The 25,832-nt window shown below is 32.2% G+C and carries 28 protein-coding genes and 1 tRNA gene; 9 read left to right on the top strand and 20 right to left on the bottom strand.

Annotated features, from left to right (window positions below):
* Position 1: 1 nt before the first annotated feature.
* From SIB45_RS07290 to SIB45_RS07250, 9 genes are all read right to left on the bottom strand, one after another.
* Positions 2–3,499, bottom strand: coding sequence for a DNA polymerase III subunit alpha (locus SIB45_RS07290; protein WP_011862884.1), 3,498 nt, complete (start codon positions 3,497–3,499; stop codon positions 2–4).
* 84 nt (positions 3,500–3,583) lie between these two features.
* Positions 3,584–5,032, bottom strand: a complete 1,449-nt coding sequence (gene gatA / locus SIB45_RS07285) for an Asp-tRNA(Asn)/Glu-tRNA(Gln) amidotransferase subunit GatA (protein WP_011862883.1) — start codon at positions 5,030–5,032, stop codon at positions 3,584–3,586.
* 30 nt (positions 5,033–5,062) lie between these two features.
* Positions 5,063–5,278 carry a DUF1816 domain-containing protein gene (locus SIB45_RS07280; protein ID WP_011862882.1) on the bottom strand — a complete coding sequence of 72 codons (216 nt, stop codon included), beginning with the start codon at positions 5,276–5,278 and terminating at the stop codon, positions 5,063–5,065.
* Positions 5,279–5,423: 145 nt separating this feature from the next.
* A complete protein-coding gene (gene rlmB, locus SIB45_RS07275; RefSeq protein WP_011862881.1) occupies positions 5,424–6,428 on the bottom strand; it encodes a 23S rRNA (guanosine(2251)-2'-O)-methyltransferase RlmB in 1,005 nt (334 codons plus the stop codon).
* 4 nt (positions 6,429–6,432) lie between these two features.
* A complete protein-coding gene (locus tag SIB45_RS07270) occupies positions 6,433–6,831 on the bottom strand; it encodes a ribonuclease III domain-containing protein (protein WP_011862880.1) in 399 nt (132 codons plus the stop codon).
* A complete protein-coding gene (locus SIB45_RS07265) occupies positions 6,828–7,127 on the bottom strand; it encodes an STAS domain-containing protein (protein WP_413682147.1) in 300 nt (99 codons plus the stop codon). Before SIB45_RS07265 ends, SIB45_RS07270 begins: the two co-directional genes overlap by 4 nt.
* Before the next feature lie 127 nt (positions 7,128–7,254).
* Entirely contained in the window at positions 7,255–8,394 is a 1,140-nt protein-coding gene (gene carA, locus SIB45_RS07260) for a glutamine-hydrolyzing carbamoyl-phosphate synthase small subunit (RefSeq protein WP_011862879.1), read from the bottom strand.
* A gap of 14 nt (positions 8,395–8,408) precedes the next feature.
* On the bottom strand, positions 8,409–9,443 hold the full coding sequence (gene trpD / locus SIB45_RS07255) for an anthranilate phosphoribosyltransferase (protein ID WP_011862878.1): 1,035 nt from the start codon (positions 9,441–9,443) through the stop codon (positions 8,409–8,411).
* 33 nt (positions 9,444–9,476) lie between these two features.
* Positions 9,477–9,773: a DUF3288 family protein gene (locus SIB45_RS07250; protein WP_041484758.1), complete on the bottom strand. Its 297-nt coding sequence runs from the start codon at positions 9,771–9,773 to the stop codon at positions 9,477–9,479.
* Between the two features lie 80 nt (positions 9,774–9,853).
* Here SIB45_RS07250 and SIB45_RS07245 point away from each other — a divergent pair, with 80 nt between their 5' ends.
* The 3 genes from SIB45_RS07245 (at position 9,854) to SIB45_RS07235 (ending at position 12,466) form a co-directional block, all read left to right on the top strand.
* Entirely contained in the window at positions 9,854–11,599 is a 1,746-nt protein-coding gene (locus SIB45_RS07245) for an ABC transporter ATP-binding protein (RefSeq protein ID WP_011862876.1), read from the top strand.
* A 37-nt stretch (positions 11,600–11,636) separates the two neighbouring features.
* The gene (gene msrA / locus SIB45_RS07240) at positions 11,637–12,365 is read left to right on the top strand and encodes a peptide-methionine (S)-S-oxide reductase MsrA (RefSeq protein ID WP_011862875.1); all 729 of its coding nucleotides are present in this window, start codon (positions 11,637–11,639) and stop codon (positions 12,363–12,365) included.
* Positions 12,366–12,392: 27 nt separating this feature from the next.
* Positions 12,393–12,466: transfer RNA gene (locus tag SIB45_RS07235), tRNA-Pro, on the top strand.
* A gap of 210 nt (positions 12,467–12,676) precedes the next feature.
* Here SIB45_RS07235 and SIB45_RS07230 read toward each other — a convergent pair.
* Positions 12,677–13,477, bottom strand: coding sequence for an undecaprenyl-diphosphate phosphatase (locus SIB45_RS07230; protein ID WP_011862874.1), 801 nt, complete (start codon positions 13,475–13,477; stop codon positions 12,677–12,679).
* Positions 13,478–13,544: 67 nt separating this feature from the next.
* Here SIB45_RS07230 and SIB45_RS07225 point away from each other — a divergent pair, with 67 nt between their 5' ends.
* Entirely contained in the window at positions 13,545–13,817 is a 273-nt protein-coding gene (locus tag SIB45_RS07225; protein ID WP_011862873.1) for a hypothetical protein, read from the top strand.
* 8 nt (positions 13,818–13,825) lie between these two features.
* On the opposite strand, the gene SIB45_RS07220 is transcribed toward SIB45_RS07225, so the two are convergent.
* The 6 genes from SIB45_RS07220 to SIB45_RS07195 form a co-directional block, all read right to left on the bottom strand.
* Complete coding sequence (locus SIB45_RS07220; RefSeq protein WP_011862872.1) at positions 13,826–13,960, bottom strand: hypothetical protein; 135 nt, start codon at positions 13,958–13,960, stop codon at positions 13,826–13,828.
* A 63-nt stretch (positions 13,961–14,023) separates the two neighbouring features.
* On the bottom strand, positions 14,024–14,149 hold the full coding sequence (locus SIB45_RS07215) for a hypothetical protein (RefSeq protein ID WP_011862871.1): 126 nt from the start codon (positions 14,147–14,149) through the stop codon (positions 14,024–14,026).
* Between the two features lie 89 nt (positions 14,150–14,238).
* Positions 14,239–14,466: a DUF1830 domain-containing protein gene (locus SIB45_RS07210; protein ID WP_011862870.1), complete on the bottom strand. Its 228-nt coding sequence runs from the start codon at positions 14,464–14,466 to the stop codon at positions 14,239–14,241.
* 90 nt (positions 14,467–14,556) lie between these two features.
* A complete protein-coding gene (locus tag SIB45_RS07205; protein ID WP_041484757.1) occupies positions 14,557–15,501 on the bottom strand; it encodes a kinase in 945 nt (314 codons plus the stop codon).
* A gap of 4 nt (positions 15,502–15,505) precedes the next feature.
* A complete protein-coding gene (gene yedP, locus SIB45_RS07200) occupies positions 15,506–16,303 on the bottom strand; it encodes a mannosyl-3-phosphoglycerate phosphatase-related protein YedP (RefSeq protein WP_011862868.1) in 798 nt (265 codons plus the stop codon).
* Positions 16,304–16,305: 2 nt separating this feature from the next.
* On the bottom strand, positions 16,306–18,066 hold the full coding sequence (locus tag SIB45_RS07195) for a sugar phosphorylase (RefSeq protein ID WP_011862867.1): 1,761 nt from the start codon (positions 18,064–18,066) through the stop codon (positions 16,306–16,308).
* A gap of 50 nt (positions 18,067–18,116) precedes the next feature.
* Here SIB45_RS07195 and SIB45_RS07190 point away from each other — a divergent pair, with 50 nt between their 5' ends.
* The gene (locus tag SIB45_RS07190) at positions 18,117–19,343 is read left to right on the top strand and encodes a glycosyl transferase (RefSeq protein WP_011862866.1); all 1,227 of its coding nucleotides are present in this window, start codon (positions 18,117–18,119) and stop codon (positions 19,341–19,343) included.
* Here the strand turns inward: SIB45_RS07190 and ureC are convergent.
* Genes ureC through SIB45_RS07170 form a run of 4 tightly spaced genes read right to left on the bottom strand, consistent with a single transcriptional unit; the run spans position 19,340 to position 22,632 of the window.
* Positions 19,340–21,049 carry an urease subunit alpha gene (ureC, locus tag SIB45_RS07185; RefSeq protein WP_011862865.1) on the bottom strand — a complete coding sequence of 570 codons (1,710 nt, stop codon included), beginning with the start codon at positions 21,047–21,049 and terminating at the stop codon, positions 19,340–19,342. The genes SIB45_RS07190 and ureC overlap by 4 nt on opposite strands.
* 4 nt (positions 21,050–21,053) lie before the next feature.
* Positions 21,054–21,374: an urease subunit beta gene (locus tag SIB45_RS07180; RefSeq protein WP_011862864.1), complete on the bottom strand. Its 321-nt coding sequence runs from the start codon at positions 21,372–21,374 to the stop codon at positions 21,054–21,056.
* A 2-nt stretch (positions 21,375–21,376) separates the two neighbouring features.
* Positions 21,377–21,679 (bottom strand): urease subunit gamma, encoded by a 303-nt coding sequence (locus tag SIB45_RS07175; protein ID WP_011862863.1) that lies wholly within the window; start codon positions 21,677–21,679, stop codon positions 21,377–21,379.
* A gap of 50 nt (positions 21,680–21,729) precedes the next feature.
* A complete protein-coding gene (locus SIB45_RS07170) occupies positions 21,730–22,632 on the bottom strand; it encodes an urease accessory protein UreD (protein ID WP_011862862.1) in 903 nt (300 codons plus the stop codon).
* A 48-nt stretch (positions 22,633–22,680) separates the two neighbouring features.
* Between SIB45_RS07170 and ureE the strand changes: the two genes are divergently transcribed.
* From ureE to urtA, 4 genes are all read left to right on the top strand, one after another.
* Positions 22,681–23,130 carry an urease accessory protein UreE gene (ureE, locus tag SIB45_RS07165; RefSeq protein WP_011862861.1) on the top strand — a complete coding sequence of 150 codons (450 nt, stop codon included), beginning with the start codon at positions 22,681–22,683 and terminating at the stop codon, positions 23,128–23,130.
* The gene (locus SIB45_RS07160; RefSeq protein WP_011862860.1) at positions 23,123–23,809 is read left to right on the top strand and encodes an urease accessory protein UreF; all 687 of its coding nucleotides are present in this window, start codon (positions 23,123–23,125) and stop codon (positions 23,807–23,809) included. Before ureE ends, SIB45_RS07160 begins: the two co-directional genes overlap by 8 nt.
* A gap of 3 nt (positions 23,810–23,812) precedes the next feature.
* Entirely contained in the window at positions 23,813–24,424 is a 612-nt protein-coding gene (gene ureG / locus SIB45_RS07155; protein ID WP_011862859.1) for an urease accessory protein UreG, read from the top strand.
* Positions 24,425–24,552: 128 nt separating this feature from the next.
* Positions 24,553–25,830, top strand: coding sequence for an urea ABC transporter substrate-binding protein (gene urtA, locus SIB45_RS07150; protein ID WP_011862858.1), 1,278 nt, complete (start codon positions 24,553–24,555; stop codon positions 25,828–25,830).
* The last annotated feature ends 2 nt before the right edge of the window (positions 25,831–25,832 follow it).

Below are 25,832 nucleotides of genomic sequence, written 5' to 3'. Positions count from 1 at the left end.
TCTAGGAAACTAAAGATTTAAAATTAACTTGGAATGATTTATCTTCTAATAATTTGCGAGCTCCTTGAATATCTCCAATGCAGAATTGATCTCCAAATTTAACGTAGGTAACACTATTTTTATTTCTTACCGCAGCTAAAACTGGAATCTTGATTCCACATGTGTCTTTAGCTGGTTTAAATTTAATTAAACAGTCTCTTAATATATTTTGTACTCTTACATCTGATGCTTGAGAACTATCAAGATTAATAATAAGCAATTTAAGGTTATCTATTTCTCTACAATCATCAATTATTAATTGAGTCTTATCACTTTTTTTATCTATTGTTCCCCAAACCAATAATCTAGTATCAGTCAAAAGAAATTCTGATAATCTTAAATAGGTTTTTGGAAAAACTATTGCTTCGCAACTTCCAGAAAGATCTTCTAATTGAACTATAGCCATCCTATCTCCTTTTCTCGTTGTAATTTGCTTCAAATCAGGAATCATTCCAACTAAAGAGACTTTTGTTCTATCTTTTATTTCTTCTAACTGAGAAATGCTTATAGGTGATACAAGTTTTGCTGGCTTAGTTAAATGCTTCAGAGGATGATCAGATAAGTAAAAGCCTAATAGCTGCTTTTCTAACTTTAACTTCTCAATAAGTGAATAATCATCAACCTTAGCTAATTGTGAATCCGAAAAAGCAACATTAGAAAATTCATCTTTAGAGTCAAATAGATTTCCTTGGCCAGATAATCTATCACGATTTCTTGAAGAGGCCCACTCAACAACATGCTCAAGATCTGACAATAACTGAGCTCTATTATTATCTTTTGAAAACTCGTCTAGTGCTCCACAATGAATCAGAGATTCAAGACTTCTTTTGTTAAGAATATTAGATGGCAAACGGTCGCACAAATCAGATAATGACTTAAAGGTTCCAAAACTATTTCGGTTTTCAATTATATTTCTTATTGCAGAATCCCCTAAATTCTTAATTGCAGATAAACCAAATAAAATCTGATTGTTCTTAATAGTAAAATCAACCCCAGAAAAATTAATGCTCGGTGAAATAACTTCTATTCCCATGGAATAACAATTAGAAATATATCTTTGCATCTTATCGCTAGAGCCGGAATTTACGCTTAGAAGGGCTGCCATATATGCAACAGGGAAATGGGCTTTTAAAAATGCCGTTTGATAAGTTACAGCACCGTAAGCAGTTGAGTGACTTTTGTTAAAACAATATTCCGCAAATAAAACCATCTGATCAAAAAGATCATTTGCTAATTTTTCATTTACACCTTTCTTCCTAGAACCATCTACAAAAATATTTCTATGCTTTACCATTTCAGAAACTTTCTTTTTCCCCATCGCTCTTCGAAGTAAATCAGCGTCACCTAGAGAATAACCGGCTAGGTCTTGAGCAATTTTCATGATTTGTTCTTGGTAAACCATAATTCCATATGTTTCAGTAAGAATTGACTTAATAAAAGGATGAGGGAAATCAATCTTTTCGTTCCCATTTTTTCGATTTATAAATTTAGGTATAAGACCAGCATCAAGAGGACCAGGTCTATAAAGAGCCAGTATGGACGAAATATCTTCTAGAGAGTTGGGTTTGAAATCCTTAACGACCTGTTTCATACCAGAAGATTCAAGTTGAAAAATACCTTCAAGATCTCCTCTCCCAATAAGCTCAAATGTTTTACCATCATTTTGCGGTAACTCATCAATATTTATTTTCCTGCCAGTAGATTGATTAATAAGAGAAACTGTCTTTTCAATCATCGTAAGATTCTTAAGACCCAAGAAATCCATTTTCAATAATCCAAGTGATTCGATATCGTCCATAGAATATTGAGTTATTATTTGTCCTTCATTATTTCTTTGAAGAGGTACAAGTTCGTCAAGAGGATCTGATGCTATAACAACTCCAGCAGCATGAACTCCATATGTTTTATTAGTTCCTTCAATTCTCAAAGCCAAATCGACCCATTTCTTCACCCTATTATCATTAATATATTTGTCTCTAAACTCTTGGCTAGGAGAATTCTTATCAATCATTTCATTTAATTTATGAGGTTTCCCTCTTACTACCGGTATTAACTTAGCCAATTTATCAGCCTCTCCATATGGTATGTCGAGAACCCTTGCAACATCTTTTAAAACCGCCTTAGAGGTCATCTTATTGAAAGTAATTATTTGTGCAACTTTATCCTCTCCATAACGATTAGTTACATAATCAATAACTTCATTTCTCCTATCAATACAAAAGTCGGTGTCAATATCTGGCATTGACTTTCTTGCTGGATTTAAAAATCTTTCAAATAATAATCCATGCTCAACAGGATCTATATTTGTAATTTGAAGAGCATAAGCTACTAATGAGCCTGCAGCAGAACCTCTTCCTGGTCCTACAGGGATAGAGTTATCTCTAGCAAATTTGATGTAATCCCAAACAACCAAAAAATAATCTGGGAAGCCCATATCTTTAATAATTTTTAATTCGGAAGATAGTCTTTTTTTGTAGTTCTCATCAACTTCTGTAAGATCATTTTTTTTAAGTCTTTTTAAAAGGCCTTTATTAGATAATTGTGTAAGGAAAGAAAATGAATCTGTATCTTCATTAAGAGGGAATTTTGGCATTCTATAATTACCAAATAAATCAAATACTTCAACTTTTTGAGAAATTTCTACAGTATTGTTCACTGCCTCAATAATTGATTCATCATCAATATGATCTTTAAAAAGCTCAAGCATTTCATTTTCACTTTTTATATATTCTGTTCCGGTATATCTCAATCTTTTTTCATCACTAATTAGTTTTCCAGTTAAGACACAAAGCAAAGCGTCATGTGCTTCAACATCCATATTTGATAAGTAGTGGGCGTCGTTGGTGGCGATAACTTTTATTTGGTGCTTCTTCCCAATTTTTATTAATTCAACGTTAACAATTCTATCCTCAATAGAGCCATGATCTTGTATTTCTAGATAAAAGTCATCTGCAAATAATTTTTTATACCAAAGAGCTATATCCTCTGCTACGTCTAATCTGCCTTTTAAAATAGCCTGAGGTATCTCTCCTCCAAGGCAAGCTGTAGAAATTATAAGGCCATCACTATATTTACTTAAAAGTGATTTATCAATACATGGCCTAGAAAAAATGCCGCGACCTCTCATCCCATTTAGGTGACTGATTGTTGTCAACTTAACTAGATTCTTATAACCAGTATAATTTTTTGCTAAAACCACCAAATGATATCTTTTTTCTTTTTTTGGTTGAGGATCATCAATAGAACCATTAATCACGTACATTTCATTACCAATAATTGGTTTTATACCTTTCTCTTTACACTTCTTGACTAAATCAAGAACACCATACATAACTCCATGATCAGTAAGAGCTATCGATTCCATTCCAAGATCACAAGCTCTATCAACAATTTTGGAAATTTGACTGGCACCATCAAGTAAGCTGTAGTCACTATGATTATGAAGCGGTACGAAAGCCATATTCAATCAATTTATATATATAAGATAGAGAAAATTTCTAAAAGATCTATACTTTGTGATTACAAATTAATTATTAATACAAATTTAAAATGAAGGTCTGTTCTTAATTACCTGAGCATCAATTTCAAAGATATTTGCGGCATTCAATATTCTATCTTCTTCTAATACATTGCCTATTAATTGCATTCCAATAGGTAATCCCTTCGTATCAAAACCACAAGGAATACTGATTGCTGGGAGGCCAGCTAAATTAGCAGGAACAGTTAATAGATCAGATAAATACATTGAAAGTGGATCATTGACAAAATCTCCCTTCAAAAAAGCGGTAGTTGGGCAAGTTGGAGTTAATAAAACATCTACTTTATTAAAAGCATTATCAAAATCTTTTCTAATGAGTGTCCTAACTTTTTGTGCCTTCTTGTAATAGGCATCACTGTATCCAGCTGACAAAGCATAAGTACCTATCAAAATTCTTCTTTGTACCTCATCTCCAAAACCTTCAGCTCTACTTTTAGAAGTCATATCTATAAGATTTGAGCCATCATTCGATCTGTAGCCATATTTGACTCCATCATATCTAGCTAAATTTGCGGAGGCTTCAGATGGTGCAATGACATAATAGGTCGCAATTCCATCGTTAAATCTCGGACATTCAACTTCGATGATTTCAGCCCCCAAAGCTTGGAATCTATCAACTCCAGAAAGAACAGATTCCTTAACTTCTGGATTAAGACCTGGGTGCTCAAAACATTCTTTAATGATTCCAATTTTTAAACCTTTTATAGATTTATTTAAGTGAGTCAAGTAATTTGGTACTGGCTTATCAAGACATGTAGAGTCAAAGGGATCTTTACCAGAAATTGAATAAAGAATTTCAGCAGCATCTGAGACAGTATTTGTGATTGGTCCAATTTGATCAAGAGAACTAGCGAATGCTACCAGTCCCCATCTACTAACTCTGCCATAAGTAGGTTTAAGACCTACAACCCCACAAAATGAAGCTGGCTGTCTTATTGATCCTCCTGTGTCAGAACCTATAGCAGCCGCGCAAAATCCAGCAGCAACTGAAGCAGCACTACCGCCTGAACTTCCTCCTGGCACTCTATTAATATCCCAAGGATTTGAAGTAACACCAAATAGAGAGGTTTCCGTTGAACTACCCATTGCAAATTCGTCTAAATTTGTTTTTCCTAAACAAATTCCTCCTGAAGACCATAATTTACTTGAAGCTGTAGATTCATAAGGAGCAACAAAGTTTTTGAGCATTTTACTTGCACAGGTTGTTGCAACTCCTTTAGTGCAAATATTATCCTTTATTGCTATCGGCATCCCAGCGAGAGGGGGCAGTTTTTCTTTAAATTGAATTAATTTATCAATGTTCTCTGCTTGCGCGATGGCATTATCTTTTGTAGTACAAATATATGAGTTAATTTCAGGGTCTTTATGATCGATATTGGTAAAGATATCATTGACTAGTTCCTTAACAGAAGCATTATTGCTGAAAATTTCTTTTCTTAAAGAATTAAAATTCATTTCTTAATTTATTTCTTAAAATCAAAGTTATCAAACAGTTAATGGTTCTTCTTTTTTACAACGTATTAAACTGTGTTTAATATTTTTAGATCCTTCATCAGAAAGATCTTTAATAAACGAAGACATATTTTCTTTTAAACTACGTTTTGTAATAAATGGGCCGAACCAGTAGGTAATACTAGGCTGATCTGTCTCAATTTTAGCCCACCAGGCTAAACCAAGTTTGTTTCCAAAGTTTCTAATCAATTTTTTTGGCCTTTAGACCTTAAATTCTTGTTAAATTCTATACAATTTTGTAGTGAAAATTCAATAAATTTTTATTAATTATATTAATGTATTGAAACAACAACATTTTATTGTTATTAAAAAACAGCGACTATTAACAATAAAATTATTTACCTGTCAAATGATATAGCGAAATGGCGGCTGCCACGGAGGCATTTAAACTTGAAGTCTTGCCTTTAAGAGGAATGCTTAATATATAATCGCATTTTTTTTGAGTAAGCAAAGAAATACCTTTATCTTCAGAGCCAACTACAACTACCAAAGGTGCTTTTTCTTGAAAATTTGAAATAGATATTTGACCATCGCCAGATAAGCCAACAACAAGAAAACCATTTTTCTTAAGTTCCTCAAGTGCTCTGTTTAAGTTGACAACTCTACTTACATGAAGGTGTTCTAAGGCTCCTGCAGCTACCTTGGCGACTGTTCCAGTCAATCCTGCAGACCTTCTTTGAGGAATAATTACACCCTTGCAATCAAATGCCTCAGCTGATCTTATTATCGCGCCAACATTATGAGGATCGGTTATACCATCAAATGCGACGATTATAGGATTTGGACAATTGTGTTTAGAAAAATAGATTAATTGTTCAAGAGGTATTGTTTTAGAGCATGCTAACTGCAATGCAACACCTTGATGTGAAGCACCACATGTCAATTGCGAAAGCCTATTCCAAGAAACTTCTTCAATAAGAACTCCTTTTGATTTAAGATCCTTAAGCAAAATATAGAATTTATCTGAAGAAAAAATTTCCGAAGTACACCAAATCCTATTAATAGCTCTATCACTACTGAGAGTCTCATAAACCGAATGTTTACCCCATATCCAATCATCAAAATTTCTTTTGTTAGTAAACTCTTGATGGATATCAGAATTTTTATTAGAAAATTCTGTATTGGATTTAAATTTTGTATTTCTTCTTTTAAAAGACGAAAAAGTATTAGATTCTTTATTTTTACTTAAATTTTCTACTTTCTTATTGTTAGCGTACTTGTTCAAAAATTTATCATTTTTTTCTGAACGATTTGTATTTTTTGAGTAATAGCTAAAATCTGAATTTTTTTTGTACTCTTTAATATTTCTTCCGCGAAATTTATTTGAGGAGTTTTTCATAGATTCAATTCATTTTTAATTCTAAATATTCAAAAATTGTTGATAATCTTTGAGGATCTTTTAAAAATAGCCAGCCAATAAGAGTTTCAAAACCAGTTGCTCTTGAGTATATAGTAGGGTCTGAAGACTTTGGATATCTCTTTATTTTATTTCTAGCACGTCTAATTAGATCAATTTCATTTGTATTTAATAAATGTTCAATTTGACTTAATGATTTTGACTGAGATTTTGCTTTTACTTCGTTTACTACAGATAAATGTAGATCTTTTGATTTCAAAGGGAAATGTACATGTCTTAATCTTTGGTGAAGCTCCCATACCGAATCTCCAAGCCAAGCAAGTTGAATAACACCTATATCCTCGGGAGATCCATATGGAATTAAGTTTTGAATCCAATAATTCAATTTTTTAAATAATTTAATGCATCTTCAAGGCTTGACTTCAAGTTAAGAAAATCGCCTAAACGAACAAGTTTAATTGTTTGGGCCACTCTCGAATTACCAACGACAGAGAAACCGAGTTTCGATTTTTTGCATTCTTTAGCAGTCTGAACAAGAGCTCCAAGCCCCGAAGAATCTAAAAAATCTATTTTTGTAAGATCAATAACAAATGGAAACTCATTTTTTAAGTTATTAGTAACAAAAGTCTTAAATTGTTTTTCTGAGAAAGCATCAAGTTGTCCTTTAAAAGTAAAGACAATAACGTTTGTCTTAACATCAAGGTTTCCTCTTAAGGAAACCGTTAACTTCTGGAAATCTTCTATGATTTAATTCCTCCAATTAATTAATGTATCAAATGTAATTATCAAATCAAAAGAAAACAATATGTCAACATCTTTCTAACATAAGAGAAACAAATTTTTTAAATAAATAATCTGAATCATGTGGGCCAGGTCCCGCCTCTGGATGATATTGCACACTAAATATTGGCTTATTATTAACTTCTATGCCAGCCACAGTTTTATCATTAAGGTTGTAGTGGGTAATTCTAACTATTTCCTTTGAGAGAGAATTAGGATCTATAGCAAAACCGTGATTCTGACTAGTTATCTCAATTTTATTATTTTCACCACAGGGGTGATTTAAGCCACGATGTCCGAAAGGTAATTTATAAGTTGAACCTCCTAATGCTAACCCAAATATTTGGTGACCAAGGCAAATACCAAACATAGGTATATCGCCATATTCAATTAGTGATTTTGCTAAGTCTATACCTTCAGAAACAGAAGAAGGATCGCCTGGACCATTTGAGAAAAAAATACCATCAGGCTTGTTAGATAGAACATCTTTTAGAGAGGATCGAGAAGGTAAAACCAAAACTTCACAACCATGGGATACGAGCCTATTTAGAATTGAGTTTTTAATTCCAAAATCAATAGCTACAATTTTTAATTTTTTAGAAGATTCAGCATTTCTTATCCTCAAATCAAAATTTGTTTGTGTGTGAGTTGTCCATAAATATTTTTGCTTTGTTGAAACAACTTTTGATAAATTTAATCCCTCCATATTTGGCGTATCATGAATTATCTTCAAACAACTCTCTAAAGTTTTATCTTCAGAGGTAATAACTCCATTCATAGAGCCATTTGATCTTAAAATTTTAACAAGAGCTCTAGTATCAATTCCATGGAGACCTACTATATTTTTTTCAACTAACCATTGATTGAAATCCTTTTTAGATCTCCAATTGCTGTTATTAGATGAAAAATTTCTAACAATTATCCCTTTAACATTAGTATTTGATTCGGAATCTTCAAAATTAATACCAGTATTCCCAATCTCTGGATAAGTAAATGTCAATATCTGGCCGTAATAACTTGGATCAGTAATAACTTCTTGATACCCAGTCATTCCAGTATTAAATACTATTTCACCAAAAGCTGTACCAGAAGCACCAAAATAAAATCCAGGAAATACAATTCCATTACTTAAAACTAATTTTGCGTTTTTCTTATATGGATTAATCATCTAGGTGAAATTAATTAATTTGCTGATAAATAATTTTTTAAAAGTAAAAACTTTTTCCACGGATCTCCTTTATTAATCGAAAATAAAGCTTTATTAAACCCTTCATTTAAGTTATCCTCAATTCCTGCTGCCCACAGGACTAAAGAAACATTCAATGCAACAACATCCATATGAGATTTTTGTCCGGATCCATTTAAAACAGACTTTAATATTTCCTCATTAGAGTCAAGATCAGAAACCACAAGGTTTTCGTTAGCAATATTTTCATGGTTAAAATCTGAAATATTTATTTCTGAAAAACGTAATTCACCATTTTCAATAAACACTAATTTATTTTTTCCTTGAAGCGAAGCTTCATCAAGGCCGCCAGAACCGTGAACTACTATTGCTCTATTCATACCCAAATTTAAAAGGGCGCTTCCCATAGGTTGTAAAAGATCCTCAGAAGCAACACCCAAAACTTGCGCATTGGGCCTTAAGGGATTTACTAATGGTCCTAGTTGGTTAAATACTGTCCTTATTCCAAGGGTCTTTCTTAATGGAGCAAGTTTTATTAAAGATTTATGCCAAACAGGTGCGAACAAAAAAGTTATTCCAATCTCACTTACTGCATTGATTACTTTTTCTAAAGAACAATTTAAATTCAAACCAAGATTTAACAAAACATCAGCAGAGCCAACTTTCCCACTAGCACTTTTATTTCCATGTTTTGCAATTTTTACCCCGCAAGATGCGGCTACAAATGCTACTGCAGTTGAAATATTAAATGTATTAGCTCCATCTCCTCCGGTTCCACAAGTATCTACCAAATACAAATTTGGCCTTGCTACTGGCAATTCGCAAACATTTAAAAGTTCCTTCGCCATAGAACTTAGTTCGACACCTGTAGAGCTCTTAGCTCTTAAAGCACTCAAAAAAGCTCCTGTTTCAACATCTGAAATTTCATCATTAAGCCATCTTTGCATTAAAGCTCTAGAAGTTAATTCATCAAGGTCCCTTCCCTCCAACAAATTATTTAGGATTTCAGCGTTTGATAGATTAGTAGACATACATTTGTGGAAGAAAAATTATGCAGATAAATTTCAATTTGAGGTATCAAAACCTGAGCCAACTAAATCTTTATTTGTATTAGAAGGCCTGAAGCTTTTTGACCAAATATTTTTTGTTTTTGAAAAAAGTTCATTTTTAGTGATCTTCCAAAAATTTAGAATTTTTTCAATATCGTTTTTAATTTCAATTTCTCCTGGGAAATTAGTATAACGATTTATTAATCTAGCTAAATTTATATAGTCGATATCTTCTGGTGTTTTTTTAGTGATAAGGGAATCTATAATATTCTTATCTGTTTCATGTAGTGGATGAGTTTGCTCGTTACCCATAAATAAATACTGAATCATTTATAAAATTAGCTCACATATTCAAAAATGAAACATTATCTTAATCATATCGGCAAAATAAAATGAAAAATTTAAAGATAAAAGTCATATCTAAATATCTAAGACCTTACAAAAAAGAATTCTTTTATGGAGCTTTAGCGCTCCTACTAGTAAATTTACTCAGTGTTGTAATACCCTTAGAAGTAAAAAATATAATTGACCAATTACAAAATGGCTTTTCTTCGGATTTTGTTATTTCTAAATCTTTGTGGTTAATATTTTTAGCTACTTGTATGGGTTTAATAAGATTGTTTTCAAGACAGATTGTCTTCGGCATAGGTAGAAAAGTAGAAGTAAATCTTCGGCAAAAACTTTTTGACCATTTACTTATTCAAGATCCAGAATGGATTCAAAAAAAAGGTAGTGGAGACATTATTAGTAGAGCTACAAGCGATGTTGAAAACATAAGAAGGCTTTTAGGTTTTACAGTTTTAAGCTTATGCAACATTGTATTGGCTTATTCATTCACTATTCCTTCAATGTTTTCGATAAATAAAACATTAACAATATCAGCTTTAATGATATTTCCATTAATTCTTGGAATTGTAAGTCTATTTGGCGGAAGAATGGTTAAACAAAGAAAAGCTCAACAAGAATCATTATCAAAACTTAGTGATCTAATACAAGAAGATCTTTCTGGCATAAGCGCCATTAAAATTTATGCTCAAGAGAATGCTGAGAAAAAAGAATTTAAAATATATAATAATGACTATCGAAATTCAGCGATAAAACTTGCCAGGACAGCGAGTACCCTATTTCCTTTGTTACAAGGGATTTCCTCAATTTCATTATTGATTTTATTATCATTAGGAACTTTTCAATTAGAGAGTGGATTTATTTCGATAGGAGGTTTAGTAGCTTTAATTCTATACGTAGAAAGACTTGTCTTCCCAACTGCTTTATTAGGTTTTACATTAAATACTTTTCAACTTGGTCAAGTAAGTTTAGATCGTGTGGAAGAAATCTTTCAGAATAATCCAAATATTGTAGATAGAGCAGAAACTAAATTTTTAAATAGAAAGGTTAAAGGATTCCTCGAAGCAAAAAATTTAACAATAAAATATCCAGAATCAAAATTTAATTCATTAAATAATCTCAATTTTAAAATTTATCCTGGAGAACTTATTGCAATAGTTGGGCCAGTAGGTTGTGGCAAGACAACACTTGCAAAGTCTTTAGGACGGACTATTGAAATTCCAGATAATCAATTATTTCTAGATGAAATTGATGTAAAAACCCTAAAATTAAGCGATCTCAGAAAAAATATTTCAATCGTTCCTCAAGAAGCATTCTTATTTACTTCTACAATCTCAGAAAACTTAAGTTTTGGAGAACCCAAAGCTTCTAAATATTTAGTTAAAGAAAGCGCTACAAAAGCTGGATTAATTGATGATATCAATAGTTTTCCACAAAGATTTAAAACTATTGTTGGTGAAAGAGGTATTACACTAAGTGGTGGACAAAGGCAAAGAACTGCACTTGGAAGAGCACTACTTGTTAATTCTCCAATTGTTGTTCTTGATGATGCTTTAGCAAGCGTAGATAATAAAACAGCAGCAAGAATAATAGATGAAATGAGTGATAGAAATAATAAAACAATCATAATGATTAGTCACCAACTTTCTGTTGCAGCTACCTGTGATAGGGTTTTAGTAATGGATAAAGGAGAAATAGTACAAGAAGGGACTCATAAAGATTTAGTAAAAGTGAATGGGCTATATAAACAACTTTGGGAAAGAGAACTAGCTACTAAAATTGTTAAGAGCTAAAAAGAAATTTATTTACTTATAATAATATTTTTAAATTATGTTTAAATTCCTAAAAAATATTATGAATAATGAGGAGTCAAATTTAACTAATGATCCATATTCATTACATAGAGTATTAAAAACAGATATCAAAAAAGATCCTAATGAAAAAGAAGATGAAATAATTTTTGGATGTGGTTGTTTCTGGGGAGCCGAAAAATGTTTTTGGAAACTTCCAGGAGTTATCACAACTTCTGTGGGTTATGCTGGAGGTGAAAAAATCAATCCAACTTATTATGAAGTTTGTTCCGGCTTAACTGGTCATTCAGAAGTAGTAAGAGTTATATGGGATAAAAGGGAAATAGATGTAAGTGATTTATTAAAAATGTTTTGGGAATGTCATGACCCTACCCAAAAAAACAGGCAAGGAAATGATATGGGAACACAATATAGATCAGCAATATATTATAAAAATGAAAATAACATTAATACTATATTAGCCAGTAAGGAACAATATCAAACGGAACTAAGCAAAAAAAATCTTGGTTTAATTGAAACGGAAATAAAAATGATTGATTCATATTTTTATGCGGAACAATACCATCAACAATATCTTGCATCAGCTGGAAGCAGACAGTATTGTTCTGCTTCACCTACAAAAGTTAAGTTAGGAGTTTTTACTGGAAGTGATTATAAGTTAGAGGACCATATATGGGAAAACTTTAATTGGGAAGTTGAAAAGTGCGTATTGAGATCTGATAACAATCCTATAAAGAATAACATTTAAATCAATCTAATCTTTATAGTAAAGACACGGGGCGTAGCGCAGTTTGGTAGCGCACCACTTTGGGGTAGTGGGGGTCGTGGGTTCAAATCCCGCCGTTCCGATTATTTATCGTCTTCATTTATAAGCGATTTATATAGTTTATATGAACTTATGCCTACTGCTATGAATGTAAAAGAAGAAAAAAAAGCTAAAACCAATATAGTAAGATTTGAAACTTCCACCTCACCTAATTGGAAAGATATAAAAATGTTCATTAGGAATAAATTTTTTTAAAACCTTAACACAATTGCAAAATATTTTTTTTCATCCAATTATAAATTCAAAAGAATTACAACACCAAAAATTACTCGATAGATGATAAATATTTTCAACCCATTTGAAGAAAAATACTTTAATAAGAAATCTATTGCTAATAAAGATGACAAAAATGTAGTAATAAGGCCAACAAAAAGAGGGAAAAAGCCTAATGAAAAAAAATCATTAAAAGAAGAAACAAACTCAACAATCGCAGCAAGAGAAATAGCTGGCATACCTAAAAGAAAAGAAAATTTCGCAGCATCTCCTCTTTCCCATCCTGATATTAAAGCGCTAGAGATAGTGACCCCCGATCTTGAAACGCCAGGAAAAATTGCAAATGCTTGAAAGATACCTATCAAAAAACTATTTGAAAAATTATGGTTTTTAATATTAATAGAACCTCTTTTTGAACTATCTGCCAAGTACATAAAAAAAGCCATTAGGAATGAGACCAATGCTATTGATAAATTTGAACGAAGAACGTTTTCAAAAAAAGAAGGGATAAATATTTTTATACTCCCACCAAGTAAAACAATTGGTATAGTCCCAATAAAAATAGATCTTAATAATCTTTCATGGAAGAGATATTCAAGAAATTTTTTGGAAGATTGACTTCTGAAATTAAAAATATCATTCCTAAAATAATAAGCTATGGCTATAACACTTCCAAGTTGAATAGTAGCGGACAAAGATGCTCCAGGATCATCAATACCTAAAAAAAGAGATATAACTTTTAAATGTGCTGTACTACTTACAGGGATAAATTCAGTTAACCCTTGAATTAATCCATATAAAACAAATTTTAAATATTCCAATAATTATTAAATTACCTAATTAATTAATAGCAATTTACAATTAAAAATTAAAAGCTAGTATGAAAAAATGAAAAAAAAATCTATCTTAATATTATTTTTTCTTTTTTCCTTAATCTTTTCTGTTTCTGCAAAAGCTAACTATTGGTTAATAATTGGGACTTACAGACAAGGGCCGGGAGGAAGGCCAGAGGTTAGTGGAATAACAAGTCCTTCATTACACTCTATTCCCATGAAAGATTTAGAAACTTGTAATAAAGCAGGGGAAAAGATTACTAATGAAATATACAAACCTGTTTGGCAATTTGATAGTAGATGGACCTGCGTATTTAGAGGTGATTAGGAATATATTTACCTTTTAACATCGTGAGCACAACCATCACCTTTATAGTTATCACTTTCGTAAAAATCATTTTTTGTCCCAAAATAAACTGTTAATAAAACGAAAGGTAAGCTTAATATAAATAAAGTAGTTGTTAAATCCATAGTGTTAACTTATTCAAGAAGATTATGAAAAATTAAAATTAAATTTTGCTCATTAGCTGATGTTTAATAATCTGTAGGTCCTTTAATACCAAGATAAAAGAACGCTCCTAAACCAACTAAAATTAAAACTCCAGCGACAGCTGCAGAAGGCACGAAGCCTCCTATTGCAAAGGAAGAAAAATAGTACATCTAAAAAACTAAAACTAGTTAGATAATATCAATAAAATTTAGGTATTTGTAAAAAATTTTGACTCGAAGACAATTAGAGAATAACTGTTCTATGCCACTAAAGTTGAATCTTCGTTATCAGCCGAAATTCTTATTCTCTCCTCCAACTTAGGGCCATATAATTCATTTCCCCAGATTTCAACTCTTGAATCATTTGGAGCCATAAAAGTAAGAATGTCAGTTGGAAATAAAACTCTCTCTAAGAAAAAATTTGATGGACCAATACATCTCAATACAACCATCCTACAGCCTTCATTTTTGTAAGAAAACTCAACCATCCCTAAACAACAAAATATTAATAATTAAACACTATTAATAGCTTAAAAAAATGTATAAAAAATTACTGAAAAAAAGAAATCTTGAAAATTCTACAAATTCAATCCAGCCTCAACTAAATTTCTTTCTTGATCAATTAATAAAAGCGCGTATGATTTTATAACATCAAAACTTTTATGAGGAATTGAGACATTAAGCATTCTCAAGAAATTAGATAATTTTTCATCTTTAAGAGCATTACCTTTCTGTAAAAACATTTCTTTTTCCTGATTTGTTTTCCATGTATTCATATATTCAATCTTCAAGGGCTTTAAGTGCCAAATATTGTCTATTAAAGTCCAAATATCTGAATATTCGTTTAGGTTATTTTGAATTTTTAAAATATAAGATGATTCATGAAGACTCAAATTTTTTGTATTTATGAGTTGATCAGTTATGTCATCAGAAAAAGGTTTTACTCCCAAAAACCATCCTTCAAGAATTAATAAATCAGGATTTTCTAATCTCCAATGAGATCTATCTCCTAATCCATTTCTTAAAGATTTATCGAAAACTGGTACATTTAATTCCCCATTCATCTTCCAATTTAATAATTTTTCATGCATTAAATTTACTGAGTGACTTCCAGGGAACCCTCTTGCAACATTCCAAGGGTTATTCTTAATTGCTAATTTCATTTCATTTGATGGAAGATAAAAGTCGTCAATTGAAATAACTGCAATTTTGAAGTTTAATTTTAATGATATAGTTTCGAGCCATTTACCTAGAGTTGTTTTACCTGTCCCAGGTAAAGCTGAGATTCCAATAATTTTTCTATCAGAAAAATTATTTTGAAATTTATAAGCCTGAGATAAAAGAGGTAATGCTAAACCCCAAATCCAGTCATCATTTACTTTATTGTTCCAATATTGATCAATTGAAAGGATGTTTCTTTTATTATTCCAAAAATTGAACCAATCATCCAAGGATTCCCAACCAATATCAATAATTAATTTTTCAAACTTATCAAGAGGAAAATTGATATCTAAATCTTTCATCATTCTAACTTAGTTCTAGCTTATTTATCATTTTATTGATTTCATTTTTCCAACCATATCCATTTGGTTCAGAAGCTAAAGTAAATTCAAAATCTTTTAATTGATCTAGTAAATTTAAGTTAGGTCCATTTATTCCAGGAATAACAATCTTAATATCTGAGTTTAAAAGTAGAGGCAAATCATTTGGAGAATCGCCTAAACCTATAATTTCAATATTTTGAACATTTGAATATTCTTTAAGTGCATTTATTGCTTTACCTTTGTTCGATTTTGTAGATAATAAGTGACTCATTCTATTTCCCTTAAAAATATCAACATTAAATTTTTTACAACAGATATTAATTTTCTCTTCTAAGTAACTTGGCGGATTTAAAAAAGGCATGCTCCAGTGCCTATCACGCATTAAGTTCAATGAGTTACCCTCTAAACCTGTAAGCTGAGTGGCTTCTTGATCAGTGAGATTATTAAGAGGCGTAAGTATATAATCGATTTCATTAGAAATAAAATTTAAGATTTCTTCAAGAGATTCATATTTTATTCCAAGAATAATTTCTCCATTTACTCTTTTAAGAGATTCACCATATATTGCTGCACCATTTTCAACAATATAAGGATCCGTCAAGTTAAGTTCCTTTCTAATAACTTTTACTTCAGAAGCGGTTTTGCTTGTACAAAGAATTACGGGTATAGATAATTTTTGTAGTTTTTTAATAGTTTCTTTAGCCGGTGATAAATCATATGAGTGATCCATTAAAGTACCATCTACGTCACTTACTACCCAAATAGAAGAATTTTCTATCATTTTTATAAAGCACTAAGCCAAATTACTTGAAAAGGATCAAGACTAATATTTTTGCGATTATATTTAATGGATGATAAAAAATCATGGGTATTGAAATCGTTATCAATTATTTTTGGTAAATCATTATCATTCAGTTGATAGTTAATTTTATTTTCAGTCATATTATGGATTGCAAAAACCGACTCAGGACCATTACCTCGTTTGATTACAACAATATCACTTCTACCTTTAGACAAACATTTCATTTCTGAACAAGGGTGAAATTGCTTTAATTTTGATCTGACATCCATTGCATTACGAAGACATTTTAAGTTTTTATTAGCATTAGATTCAGGATTATTTAAAACCGCTAAAAGATTTTCTGATTTAAACTTTTCTCTATTAAGGTCTCTTCTTTGACCTGTCAAAGAAAAACTCTTTATATCATTTTCTGAAGCTAATAATGCTGGCAAATAAAATGCAGGAACCCCTTTTAGAGCCATTACTAATAATTGACTCAAAATAAATCTCTCATATTGAAATCTTTTAGCATCTCTACTGGAGTCTTCCATTGCACTCCACCAACTAATATTTAATTCATAAGGCTTATCATCACCATTTGATAAACGTCTATGACTTACTAATCCACCTCTTTTCTCACAATTAATTAATAAATCTTTAATTCTCTGTTCATTCATTAAACCCTCAAGAGCTCTTAGCCCAACACCATCGTGCGATGCAGTGAAATTAAATAAAGTAGTTTCTTTAGGTAGTATGGGCCAATCAAAAATCCATGAGTTTAGAATATCAGCTCTTGAAGTAATAATTGCCTCTAGGAGAAGGGGAGGCAATGGGAAATTGTATGCCATATGGGCCTCATCATCAGGAATCAGATAAGATAGATTTTCCTTCTGGGGAACATTAGTTTCAGTTATTAAAACTCCCTCATCAAGAAGATTATTTAAAAGAACTCTCAAGAGTTTCACGATTGAATGTGCTTTCGGCAAATGTAAGCATGTTGTCCCTGATTCCTTCCAAATAAAACCTACAGCATCAAGCCTTAACCATTTAATTCCATTAGATAAATAAGTAATAATTAAATTTAAGAACTCAATAGTCATTTTTGGATTGTGCCAATTCAAATCAATTTGATCTGGACCAAAAGTTGTCCAAACTTGCTTAGGGCCATCTTCAGTATTTATTTGAGAAAACAAGGAGGAACTTCTTGGTCTAACTACATTTGACCAGTCAAGATTTTGTTTTGGTGAAAAAACATTTGATATACCCGGTTCTTGGTATTTAATAAATTGTTGAACCCATGGATGAGATGACGAAACATGGTTTAGTACTAAATCAGCCATCAAATCATGATTTTTAGAAATACTTTTGAGATCATCCCAACCACCAAATTTTTCTTCTAAGGAATCATAACTTGAGACGGCAAAACCTCCATCACTTGTGGATTTCAAAAAAGGAAGAATATGTACAACTTTAGAAAGACTGCCAAAATGTTTACTTAAAAACTTATTAAGAGTTGTTAATGTTGCCTCGCCATTTTTATAAATACTATCTGCATAAGTTATCAAAACCGAATGAGATTCATTCCACCTTTCCTTGTCTCTTTTTTCTTCATAAGCAGATTTCTCTGAGAAATCATCTAAAATCTGTAATAATTGATTTGAAATAAAATTAATTTCTTCTGTAGTATTATTTGAATAAATTGTTTTTAGCAATTTATCAATTTTTAATCTATCTATTTTTTTCTCTGAATCAATTTGCTTCACTTTGAAAAAATCAACGAAGTATTAATACTATTCTGCACATCAATTAGAAAATGGACTTTCAACAAGGGTTAATCACAACAATACATGAATATGGAGTCACAAGAAATTTACTTAAAGAATTAAACAAAAGTCTTAAAAAAAGATCAACTAGCATTTTAATACCTTGCTTATATGAAGAGTTTGAGCGTCCAGCACTAAAAGACATAAGAGAAGTTTTAAAAGACCTTACAGGCTTAAATGAATTAGTTATTGCTCTTTCTGCAAAAACTGTTGAGCAAGTTAACGCAGCAAAATCGTTTTTTGACTCAATGCCATTCCCAGTTCATGTTCAATGGACAAATTCTCCCTCTGTAATAGAACTATTAAAAAGCCAAGAAAAAAATGGGTTAGAACTTTTAGGAACTCCAGGTAAAGGATGGGCTGTCTGGCAGGGGATAGGAGTTGCGACAAGAAAATCAGAAGTTGTTGCTCTTTTTGATGCTGACATAAGAACTTTTAGTTCTTTGTATCCTTCAAGAATGATACTTCCACTTCTGGATGAATCATATGGAATATCATATGTAAAAGCTTTTTACAGCAGGTTATCTTTAGAGACAAATCAATTACAAGGAAGAGCAACAAGATTATTTGTGGGTCCCTTATTAGCAAGTCTTGAGCAATTAGTAGGGAAGGGTCCCTTTTTACAATATCTTCAATCATTTAGATATCCATTAGCAGGTGAGTTTGCTTTCACTAAAGATCTTGCTATGAATTTACGAATTCCTTGTGACTGGGGTTTAGAGATAGGTTTATTATCAGAGGTTTATAGAAACGTAAGAACTTCAAAAATAGCCCAAGTTGACCTAGGTTTGTTTGATCATAAACATAAGAATATTGGCGATTCTTCTAAAGAAGGATTACAAAAAATGTGTAAAGAAATACTTTCAAGTGTTTTAAGAGGTCTCATGGAGCATCAAGCAGAGACTTTAACGAGTACTCAACTAGCAACATTAGAAGTTCTTTACAAAAGAGTTGGGGAAGATCGGGTAAAACAATTTGGACTAGATTCAGCAGTTAATCAAATTCCGTACGATAGGCATGAAGAAGAGCTATCAGTACAAAAATTTGCGAAGTTATTGAGACCGGCTACAGAAGATTACTTAGCTTGCCCTACGACACAGCAGTTACCAAGTTGGTCAAGAGTTCTATCTTGTGAGGACAAACTGCAAGAAGATTTGGCAATTGCTGGGTCACAAGATATAAAAACAACTAAAAAAGAATTAATTAAAAACTTCTAAAGTAAAAAGTACCTTTGAGCCATTGGAACTTCATCAAGGGGTTCACAAGTAAGAAGTTCCCCATCAGAAAAAACTTCATAAGTTTGAGGATCAACTGAAATATTTGGAAGTTTACTATTAAGTTTTAAGTGTGATTTATTGATATTTCTTGTATTTTCTACAGCAATACATTTCTTTTGTAAGCCTAATTTATTTGGAATATTTTGATCAATTGAATTTTTACTTAAAAAGGTAAAAGAACTCTTAATAAGAGATTGGCCGAAACTTGCAAACATAGGTCGACCATGTACAGGACCTGGAGTAGGAATTGAAGCATTTGCATCACCCATCTGGGACCAAACGATAGATCCTCCTTTAACAACTAATTCAGGCTTTACCGCAAAAAAGGATGGTTTCCACAATGCCAAATCCGCAATTTTACCCTTTTCTATAGACCCAACATGTTTATCAATACCATGAGCTATTGCAGGATTAATTGTGACTTTTGAAATATATCTCTTTACTCTGTAATTATCGTTTATATCAGAATCCTGCGATAGCGGCCCCCTTTGAACTTTCATTTTATGAGCGGTTTGAAAAGTTCTTGTAATTACTTCACCAACTCTTCCCATGGCTTGAGAATCACTAGCAATAATTGAGAAAGCACCCATATCATGCAAGATATCCTCAGCTGCGATAGTCTCTCTTCTGATCCTTGATTCAGCAAAAGCAATGTCTTCCGGGATTTTAGAATCTAAATGATGACAGACCATTAACATGTCAAGATGTTCTTCTAATGTATTCCTGGTATAGGGTCTTGTTGGATTAGTACTACTTGGAAGAACATTTTTTTCTCCACAAATTTTAATAATGTCTGGCGCATGACCTCCACCTGCTCCTTCTGTATGAAAGGTATGAATAGTTCTTCCTGCAATTGCGTTAATAGTATCTTCAACAAAGCCTGCCTCATTCAAAGTATCAGTATGAATACAAACTTGTACGTCAAACTTATCTGCAACATTAAGACAAGAATTTATTGTAGATGGAGTCGTTCCCCAATCCTCATGAAGCTTCAATCCACATGCACCAGCTTCAACTTGATCAATAAGATTGGTCTCATTTGTTGAGTTTCCTTTTCCAAAAAAACCTAAATTCATGGGAAATGCTTCTGCAGATTGGAGCATTCTTGAAATATGAAAAGAACCTGGAGTACAAGTAGTGGCATTTGTGCCAGTTGCAGGCCCAGTTCCTCCTCCCAACATAGTTGTAATTCCTGAGGCTAGTGCTGTCTCAATTTGTTGGGGACAGATAAAGTGAATATGGGTATCTATTGAACCTGCAGTAAGAATATGCCCCTCTCCAGCTATTACTTCTGTAGATGCACCAATAACAATATCAACATTGTCCTGGATATCAGGATTACCAGCCTTACCAATTTCAAAAATCATTCCATCTTTTATACCTACATCAGCCTTAATTATTCCCCACCAATCTACTATCAAAGCATTAGTTATTACCGTATCTACAGCTCCATCAGCTCTTCTTACTTGAGACTGTCCCATCCCATCTCGAATAACTTTACCTCCTCCGAATTTAACTTCATCCCCGTATGTTGTTAAATCCTTTTCTACTTCTATAAAAAGTTCAGTGTCAGCAAGCCTTACTCTATCTCCGGTAGTGGGTCCGAAAGTTTGCGCATAAGTATTTCTGTCAATTTTATAGGACATAATTTTAAGTATCTAAAGAACCGTTAACCAATGAATTAAAACCATATGCAATTCTTAAACCTTTATATGGAACTAATTTGACATCAGTTGTGTCTCCAGGTTCAAATCTAATTGCTGTTCCCGCAGGAATGTCAAGACGCATGCCAAGTGTTAATTCTCGATCAAAAATTAAAGCCTTATTAGCTTCAAAAAAATGATAATGAGATCCAATTTGGACAGGTCTATCTCCAGAATTAGAAACTTTTACTGTTTTAACTTCCTTACCAAGATTTAATTCGATTTCACCTTGTTCGGGAATTATTTCGCCAGGAATTAAATTACTCATAACTAGTTAATTGGATTGTGGATAGTAACTAACTTTGTCCCATCAGGGAAAACTGCTTCTATTTGGACTTCATCGACCATTTCAGGAATGCCCTCCATAACTTGTGATTTTGAAAGCCAGGTAGTTCCCTCTGACATTAATTGACTTACACTTTTTCCATCTCGTGCTCCTTCAAGAACTTGAAAACTCAAAAAAGCAACTGTTTCAGGATAATTAAGCTTAAGACCTCGACTAAGCCTTCTTTCAGCTAAGAGTGCAGCAGAAAAAATCAATAATTTATCCTTTTCTTGAGGTGAAAGATGCATAATAAAAAATTAATCTATAAATTCTTAAAAAAGGTTCTTTCTGAACATAATTAATAATTCATAGAATCTTGTAAAGGCCATACACCTTGATATTTTGGCTCACAAAATCCACTAACAGACCTAATTTGTTTCCAAATACAAAAAAAACATTTCCTAGCTTCTTGAGAAGAACTCCCCAAGAATCTTACAGAGATTCCATTTTCAAGGATTCCAATAGATAAATTATTATCAGTTTCATTGAAAATCTTTTTTATATTTCCCACAAGATTATTTATTTTTGACGCAGAAAAATCTTTTTCGCAAACCCAAATTAAAGATCCAAAAACAGGCATGTAATCCATACCTGACTTGGCCGCATAACTTTCCTTTGATAATTCAATTTGATCAACATATTCCCAATCATCATATAAATCATTATTTCTCATAATTTCTAATTTAGACCTAAAAACTCCACTCTCAATAGATTCTCCAGAAGAAGATCTTCCAAGTCTTATTAAATCAGTAAATAAAAAACTTGAAGTTTCTGAAATAGATACTTTAAACTTTTGTTCATATAAACCATTTGCAAAGATAATTGTCTCTTGAGGGAGATATTCCAAATGAGAATTATCAAGAATTTTTATGAGATTTTTTTGCTTTGAAAAAGTTCCTTTTGGATTGATTTTAGATATTCCAACTGATCCATATACTTTCTGAGCTGAAGAAGTAGTCAACAATACCTTAGAGTTTTTTTCAAGATTTACCTCAAACTCAAGTGAATCTCCGCCAACCAATCCCCCTGCAGTATGAAGAACAGGTAAAATGCACCTACCTTCCTGGTCATGAGTAGACTTTAATAACTTGTAAGGAGAAGTTGATTTAGATTTAAAGATTGTTTTATCAACATTTCCTAAACTTGCTTTATTATTGAAAAAATTTAAGAAACAATTACCTTCCCAAGAAGTTTTAATCATAAATTGTTTTCTTTAATTACTAAATTAAAGTAACCAAAAATTTTGATTATGAGAATGAATAAACAAATTGTTGTAACTGATTGGATTAAGGAAAAACCGAAATTAGGTTCATTTTTAAAACTTACCCTAAGTTCAGATGAAAGAAGAATACTACGAGGAAAAAGATTAACTGATTGTGATCAAGAAATAATTTTACAATTACCTAGAGAGGGCAAATTAAATGATGGAGATATTCTTTCAACTAATAAGTCCAACTTTTATGTAGAGATAGTTGCCAAAAAAGAAAATTTAATTGAAATAAGTTCAAATTCTAAAATTGAACTTATTAAAACTGCTTACCATCTTGGAAATAGGCACGTAGAACTAGAAATCGAAGAAGGCATTCTTCTAACAAAAAGTGATTATGTTATTAAAAATATGCTTCTTAATTTTAAAGTTAATATAAAAAATACGAAAAAAAAGTTTTTTCCGGAAAGAGGTGCCCATAGTCATGAGTAAAAGTCACTTATTAAAATATTTATTAATAAGTCCTAACTTACCAGTTGGAGGATTTTGTTATTCGGAGGGAATGGAGAGTTTTCTTCATAATAAAAATTTAACAGATTCTAATTCGGTAAAAGAATTAATCATAAGTGAACTAGAAATTGGTCAGATAAGACTAGATGCAAGGCTTTTACTAGATTTTTTTGATATTTTCAATCAGATAAACGATCGCAAAAATTTAAAAGGTAATTTACAAAAGCTAATGAGTTTGGATAAATGGATCCTCTCATCAAAGGACTCTCTCGAAATGAGAGAACAACAAATTCAAATGGCAAAATCTCTCTTCGATTTAACCAAAGAATTTGGATTTGAATATCTATATGAAAATGATAAAAAAAGCTCCTGGTCGTTAGCATGGAGTTGGGCTTGTTATTGTTTTGAAATTACCAAATTAGAAATGGTTGAGAATTTTTTCTATGCATGGAGTGCAAATCAACTTAGTGCTGCGTTAAGAATTATTCCTATTGGGTCAACAAAAGCACAATTAATTCAGAGAGACTTATTAGCAATAATTTCAAAAGTTTCTAAAGAAATTATGGACAAAGAAATTGATGACCTCTATTTTGGCAATGTAGGTTTAGCTATGGCACAACAAAATCATAATGACCTTTATACAAAACTTTTTAGAAATTAATCTATGAGCAGCAAATTGAGAGTAGGGGTTGCTGGGCCTGTAGGTTCAGGAAAAACTGCATTAGTAGAGACTCTATGCTTAAGCCTGAAAAAAAATTATGAGATAGCAATTGTCACAAATGATATCTTCACGAAAGAAGATGCTAACTTTCTTATAAATAAAAAGGTTTTAGAGGAAGGAAGGATTATTGGAGTGGAAACAGGAGGTTGTCCTCATACCGCGATAAGAGAAGATTGTTCATTAAATAAAAATGCAGTTTTAGATTTAGAAAATAAATATAATCCTTTAGATTTTGTTTTTGTAGAAAGTGGAGGTGATAATCTAGCATCTAGTTTTAGTCCAGAACTTGTAGATTTATCAATATATGTAATTGATGTATCTGCCGGAGACAAAATTCCTAGAAAAGGGGGACCAGGGATAACAAGATCGGATTTATTATTAATAAACAAAATTGACCTAGCAGATAAAGTTGGTGCAGATTTAAATATTATGAAAAGTGATACTGAATTTATGCGAAAAGGGAAACCTTGGTTTTTTACCAACCTAAGTATCGGCATAGGAGTTGAAGAAATAACTCAATTTTTAGAATCACATATACCCAACAATAGAAACTAGAAAAATGTTCATTACTAATATATTGGATTCAACAAAAAGTTACGACTGATACAAAACTAATCCTCACTCGTTAATAACTTTTATTTTATCCCCCTAATGAGGGTCAATTACTTAATTTATCCTAATTCATGAGAATTTCAAGGCGTATTTTGGCAGGTTTAGCTACTGCCTCACTTGCAGTCACCGCAACTTCGTGTGGTGGAGGCGGAACCTCCGGAAGTTTCGATGACACAGTAACCGTTGGTATTTTGCATTCGTTATCCGGAACAATGGCTATCTCTGAATCAACTCTTGTTGATACAGAAAAAATGGCTATTGAAGAGATAAATGCTGCTGGTGGCGTTAAAGTTGGCGGCAAAAGCTACAAAATAGAATACATAGTTGAAGATGGTGCATCTGACTGGCCTACCTTTGCTGAAAAATCAAAGAAACTTATAGACCAAGACGGAGTTCCTGTCGTATTTGGTGGATGGACATCTGCAAGTAGAAAGGCAATGTTACCTGTCTACGAATCAAAAGATGCGTTCCTCTACTACCCGATTCAATATGAAGCCCAAGAATGTTCTAATAACATTTTTTATACAGGAGCCACACCAAACCAACAATCGGAACCTGCTACAGATTTCATGTATAAGCGTTCTCCCGCAGCTGGTGGAGATTTCTTCCTTGTAGGTTCTGATTATGTTTTCCCAAGAACTTCAAATACAATCACAAAAGCCCAGGTAAAACAGTTAGGCGGCAAAGTTGTTGGAGAAGATTACCTTCCATTAGGAAATACTGAAGTTGCTCCAATTATCTCAAAAATCAAAAAGGCGCTTCCTGAAGGTGGAATAATCATTAATACACTTAATGGTGACCAAAACGTTGCATTCTTCAAACAGATTCAAGACGCTGGTATCACACCTTCGAGTGGCTACTACGTAATGAACTATTCAATTGCTGAAGAAGAGATTAGTACAATTGGACCTGAGTTCCTTGAAGGTCACTATGGTGCTTGGAACTACATGATGTCAATTGATACTCCTGCATCAAAGAAATTTGCTAAAAGTTTCAAGAAAAGATGGGGAGCAGATCGTGTTGTAGCTGATCCTCAAGAATCTGCTTACAACATGGTTTACTTATGGAAACAAGCAGTTGAAGATGCTGGAACTTTCGACGACAACGCAGTAAGGGAAGCCCTAGTTGGACAAAAGTTTGATGCCCCACAAGGTCCAGTTGAAGTTATGCCAAACCATCACTTATCTCAAACTGTGAGAATCGGAGAGATTAATGCAGAAGGTGGCTTTACAATTCTTGAAGAGACAGGAGTTGTTCTACCTCAAGCATGGAACCAAAAGCATCCAAGCTCAAAAGGATTTGCATGCGATTGGACAGATCCTTCAAAAGGAGAAAAGTATAAGCTTTAATT

The organism is Prochlorococcus sp. MIT 1304, from assembly GCF_047305015.1.
GTDB classification, from domain to species: Bacteria; Cyanobacteriota; Cyanobacteriia; order PCC-6307; family Cyanobiaceae; genus Prochlorococcus_A; species Prochlorococcus_A marinus_E.
The sequence above is the reverse complement of the archived record's forward strand: the minus strand, read 5'-3'. Positions and strand labels throughout refer to the sequence as shown.

Excerpts from the sequence above, each read along its gene's own strand:
- SIB45_RS07170 (WP_011862862.1), bottom strand. The coding sequence starts at position 22,632 with ATGATTAAAACTTCTTGGGAAGGTAATTGTTTCTTAAATTTTTTCAAT.
- SIB45_RS07210 (WP_011862870.1), bottom strand. The coding sequence starts at position 14,466 with ATGGTTGAGTTTTCTTACAAAAATGAAGGCTGTAGGATGGTTGTATTG.
- ureC (WP_011862865.1), bottom strand. The coding sequence starts at position 21,049 with ATGTCCTATAAAATTGACAGAAATACTTATGCGCAAACTTTCGGACCC.
- SIB45_RS07225 (WP_011862873.1), top strand. The coding sequence starts at position 13,545 with ATGAAAAAAAAATCTATCTTAATATTATTTTTTCTTTTTTCCTTAATC.
- yedP (WP_011862868.1), bottom strand. The coding sequence starts at position 16,303 with ATGATAGAAAATTCTTCTATTTGGGTAGTAAGTGACGTAGATGGTACT.
- SIB45_RS07245 (WP_011862876.1), top strand. The coding sequence starts at position 9,854 with ATGAAAAATTTAAAGATAAAAGTCATATCTAAATATCTAAGACCTTAC.
- SIB45_RS07290 (WP_011862884.1), bottom strand. The coding sequence starts at position 3,499 with ATGGCTTTCGTACCGCTTCATAATCATAGTGACTACAGCTTACTTGAT.
- ureE (WP_011862861.1), top strand. The coding sequence starts at position 22,681 with ATGAGAATGAATAAACAAATTGTTGTAACTGATTGGATTAAGGAAAAA.
- SIB45_RS07175 (WP_011862863.1), bottom strand. The coding sequence starts at position 21,679 with ATGCATCTTTCACCTCAAGAAAAGGATAAATTATTGATTTTTTCTGCT.
- SIB45_RS07220 (WP_011862872.1), bottom strand. The coding sequence starts at position 13,960 with ATGGATTTAACAACTACTTTATTTATATTAAGCTTACCTTTCGTTTTA.
- carA (WP_011862879.1), bottom strand. The coding sequence starts at position 8,394 with ATGATTAATCCATATAAGAAAAACGCAAAATTAGTTTTAAGTAATGGA.
- SIB45_RS07190 (WP_011862866.1), top strand. The coding sequence starts at position 18,117 with ATGGACTTTCAACAAGGGTTAATCACAACAATACATGAATATGGAGTC.
- trpD (WP_011862878.1), bottom strand. The coding sequence starts at position 9,443 with ATGTCTACTAATCTATCAAACGCTGAAATCCTAAATAATTTGTTGGAG.
- rlmB (WP_011862881.1), bottom strand. The coding sequence starts at position 6,428 with ATGAAAAACTCCTCAAATAAATTTCGCGGAAGAAATATTAAAGAGTAC.
- msrA (WP_011862875.1), top strand. The coding sequence starts at position 11,637 with ATGTTTAAATTCCTAAAAAATATTATGAATAATGAGGAGTCAAATTTA.
- urtA (WP_011862858.1), top strand. The coding sequence starts at position 24,553 with ATGAGAATTTCAAGGCGTATTTTGGCAGGTTTAGCTACTGCCTCACTT.
- SIB45_RS07250 (WP_041484758.1), bottom strand. The coding sequence starts at position 9,773 with ATGGGTAACGAGCAAACTCATCCACTACATGAAACAGATAAGAATATT.
- SIB45_RS07160 (WP_011862860.1), top strand. The coding sequence starts at position 23,123 with ATGAGTAAAAGTCACTTATTAAAATATTTATTAATAAGTCCTAACTTA.
- SIB45_RS07215 (WP_011862871.1), bottom strand. The coding sequence starts at position 14,149 with ATGTACTATTTTTCTTCCTTTGCAATAGGAGGCTTCGTGCCTTCTGCA.
- ureG (WP_011862859.1), top strand. The coding sequence starts at position 23,813 with ATGAGCAGCAAATTGAGAGTAGGGGTTGCTGGGCCTGTAGGTTCAGGA.
- SIB45_RS07205 (WP_041484757.1), bottom strand. The coding sequence starts at position 15,501 with ATGAAAGATTTAGATATCAATTTTCCTCTTGATAAGTTTGAAAAATTA.
- SIB45_RS07180 (WP_011862864.1), bottom strand. The coding sequence starts at position 21,374 with ATGAGTAATTTAATTCCTGGCGAAATAATTCCCGAACAAGGTGAAATC.
- gatA (WP_011862883.1), bottom strand. The coding sequence starts at position 5,032 with ATGAATTTTAATTCTTTAAGAAAAGAAATTTTCAGCAATAATGCTTCT.